The sequence below is a fragment of the Pseudomonas sp. CM25 genome, assembly GCF_013179705.1.
Lineage (GTDB): Bacteria > Pseudomonadota > Gammaproteobacteria > Pseudomonadales > Pseudomonadaceae > Aquipseudomonas.
This window is the reverse complement of record NZ_JABMCW010000475.1, coordinates 1-3,239: the sequence shown is the minus strand read 5'-3', so window position 1 is coordinate 3,239 and position 3,239 is coordinate 1. Positions and strand designations below refer to the sequence as shown.

Annotated in this window: 3 protein-coding genes and 1 pseudogene; 2 read left to right on the top strand and 2 right to left on the bottom strand. The window is 64.1% G+C overall.

Annotated features, from left to right (window positions below; translation table 11 throughout):
* Together HP546_RS28095 and ydcS are read right to left on the bottom strand one after the other, a co-directional pair.
* Positions 1-587 (bottom strand): ABC transporter ATP-binding protein (locus HP546_RS28095; RefSeq protein ID WP_172232442.1); only part of this gene is annotated, 587 nt, incomplete at its 3' end.
* A 148-nt stretch (positions 588-735) separates the two neighbouring features.
* Positions 736-1,887 (bottom strand): putative ABC transporter substrate-binding protein YdcS, encoded by a 1,152-nt coding sequence (ydcS, locus tag HP546_RS28090; protein WP_172232439.1) that lies wholly within the window; start codon positions 1,885-1,887, stop codon positions 736-738.
* Between the two features lie 155 nt (positions 1,888-2,042).
* Between ydcS and HP546_RS28085 the strand changes: the two genes are divergently transcribed.
* Positions 2,043-2,723, top strand: a complete 681-nt coding sequence (locus HP546_RS28085) for a tellurite resistance TerB family protein (protein ID WP_172232436.1) — start codon at positions 2,043-2,045, stop codon at positions 2,721-2,723.
* A gap of 204 nt (positions 2,724-2,927) precedes the next feature.
* Positions 2,928-3,239: pseudogene (locus HP546_RS28080) on the top strand (methyl-accepting chemotaxis protein); the annotation flags it as partial.

The following is a 3,239-nucleotide window of genomic DNA, read 5'->3' as shown; positions in this document are numbered from 1 at the left end:
GTCTGGTCGTGGGTGACGAATATGAAGGTGATGCCCAGTTGGCGCTGCAGCTTTTTCAGTTCGCCCTGCATCTGCTCACGCAGTTTCAGGTCCAGCGCGCCCAGGGGTTCGTCCAGCAGTAGCACCCGCGGCCGGTTGACCAGTGCCCGGGCCAGGGCCACGCGCTGGCGCTGGCCCCCGGACAGGTGCGCCGGTTTGCGGGCGCCGTAGTCGGCCAGTGCCACCATGGCCAGGGCTTCTTCGGCGCGGGCCTGGCGTTCGGCCCTGGCGACGCCTTTTACCTTCAGGCCATAGGCGATGTTGTCCAGCACATTCATGTGCGGGAACAGCGCGTAGTCCTGGAACACGGTGTTGACGTCACGTTGATAGGGCGGCACGCCGGCGGCCTCCACACCGTGGATGCGGATCGAGCCGTGGGTGGGCTGCTCGAAGCCGGCGATCAGGCGCAGGCAGGTGGTCTTGCCCGAGCCCGAGGGGCCGAGCATGGAGAAGAACTCGCCATCGATGATGTCGATGCTGACCTGGTCGACGGCCTTGACCTCGCCGAAGGTACGGGAAACCTGGGTGAACTGGACGGCTAGGGGCATAAGCAGCTCTCAGTTGTTCTTGTATTGCCTGTACTGGCCCTATCGCCGGCAAGCCAGCTCCCACAGGGACCGCACAGTACTGGAGACTTGTGCAGTACTAGTGGGAGCTGGCTTGCCGGCGATAGGGCCGGTGCGGGCGAAGCAACCCTCAGCGCCCACCCATGATCGCAATATAGTCCTGGGTCCAGCGGCTATACGGCACGAACTTGCCGCCCTGGGCCTGCGGGGTTTTCCAGAACGCGATCTTGTCGAAGTTGTCGAAACCGTTGGTCTTGCAACCTTCGGCGCCCAGCAGTTCGCTGCCGGTGCAGGCCGCTGGCACCGCCGGCAACGAGCCGAACCAGGCCGCCACGTCACCCTGCACCTTCGGCTGCAGCGACCAGTCCATCCACTTGTAGGCGCAGTTGGGGTGTTTGGCCTCGCTGTGCAGCATGGTGGTGTCGGCCCAGCCGGTAGCGCCCTCCCTGGGGATGGTCGAGGCCACCGGCTGGTTCTCGGCCTTCAGGCCATTGACCATGTAGCCCCACGAGCTGGAGGCGACTACACCTTCGTTCTTCACATCGCTCATCTGCACCGTGGCGTCATGCCAGTAGCGGTGGATCAGCGGTTGTTGCTGGCGCAGCAGTTCGAGCACGGCCTTGTATTGCTGCTCGTTGAGTTCGTAAGGGTCGTTGATGCCCAGCTCGGGCTTGGCCGACTTCAGGTACAGCGCCGCGTCAGCGATGTAGATGGGGCCGTCGTAGGCCTGGACCCGGCCTTTGTTGGGCTTGCCGTCGGGCAGGTTCTGCGGCTCGAACACCACGCCCCAGCTGGTGGGCGGCTGCTTGAAGGTATTGGTGTTGTACAGCAGCACATTCGGCCCCCACTGATACGGGGTGCCATACACCTGCTTGTCGACCACGTACCAGCCGCCGTCCTGCAGACGCGGGTCGATGTTCTTCCAGTTGGGGATCAGGGTGGTGTTGATCGGCTGTACGCGCTTGCCCACGATCAGCCGCAGCGAGGCGTCGCCCGAGGCGGTGACCAGGTCGTAGCCGCCCTTGGTCATCAGGCTGACCATTTCGTCCGAGGTGGCGGCGGTCTTGACGCTGACCTTGCAGCCGGTCTCCTTCTCGAAACCGGTCACCCAGTCGTAGGCCTTGTCGCTTTCGCCGCGTTCGATGTAGCCGGGCCAGGCGACGATGTCCAGGCGCCCCTCGCCGGGCCCCACGGCCTTGGGTGGCTCGGCGGCCTGCAGGCTGGCGCTGGCGAGCAAGGCGCCCGACATGGCGCCGAGCAATGCGGTCTTGTGCACTGGCATGGTGTTCCCTCTTCTTGGAGATTTTGGTCCGGGCAGTGCTCGAGTCTAGTTGGCTTTTTGCCAGCCAACGCAACATCCAGAAGCAAATCCCCGATGGCGCACGCTGCGCCAAGCCTTACTCTGGCCATTCATTTCCCAGATGCGGAGACGCGCGAATGAATACCCGGGGCTTGCTTGATCAACTGCTCAAATCCGGCCAGCAACTGCTCGACAAAAAGGCAGGTACAAGCCAATCCGCCAGTGCTGGCGGGGGCCTTGGCGGGCTGTTGTCCGGTGCGGGGGGCGGCCTGCTGGGCGGGGGGGCGCTGGGGCTCTTGCTGGGCAACAAGAAAGCCCGCAAATATGGCGGCAAGGCGCTGACCTACGGCGGCCTGGCCGCGCTGGGCGTGCTGGCCTACAAGGCCTATGGCAACTGGCAGGCGAACCAGCAGGGCGCCAGGCCGGAGCCGCAGACGGTCGACCGCCTGCCACCGCCCCAGGTCGAGCAGCACAGCCAGGCGGTGCTGCGGGCGCTGGTCGCGGCGGCCAAGTCCGACGGGCATATCGACGAGCGTGAGCGGGACTTGATCGAGGGTGAATTCGCCCGCCTGGACAGTGACCGCGAACTGCAGTACTGGCTGCATGCCGAGCTGAACAAGCCGCTTGACCCGGCCGAGGTGGCGCGAGCTGCGCAAACCCCGGAGATGGCTGCCGAGATGTACCTGGCCAGCGTGATGATGGTTGACCAGGAAAACTTCATGGAGCGCGCGTACCTGGATGAACTGGCGCGCCAGTTGCGGCTGGACCCGGCGCTGCGTCAGGAGCTTGAAAGCCAGGTACGGTTGGCGGGAGCGTAGTGGCAGTGCTCGCCATGGCATTTGCAGCGGCTGGGTGATCGAGCGCCGCCCGCGCGGCGCTCGATCTCACAGGCGCTGAATCTGTCGAAGCGGGCACCCGGTGGCCTTGACGCCCCATCCCCACATTTCACCCGCAAAAGCATAAGGCCTCTGGGCTATACTTCGGCGATTTTCCCGCTCGTTGTGAATTCCTGAGGGCTGAATGTGAAGAACTGGACCTTGCGCCAACGGATCCTGGCAAGTTTCGCCGTGATCATCGCCATCATGCTGCTGATGATCGTGGCCGCCTACTCGCGGTTGGTGACCATCGAAAGCGCCGAAGAGGCGGTGGGGACAGACAGCATTCCGGGGCTCTATTACAGCTCGATGATCCGCAGCGCGTGGGTCGACAGTTACGTCACCAGCCAGCAGTTGGTAGGCCTTTCCAACCGCCGCGAAATCACATCTGCCGACCTGGAACTGTTCAAGAGCTTCGAGGACCGTCTGAAGCAGCACATGGCCAGCTACCAGGGGACC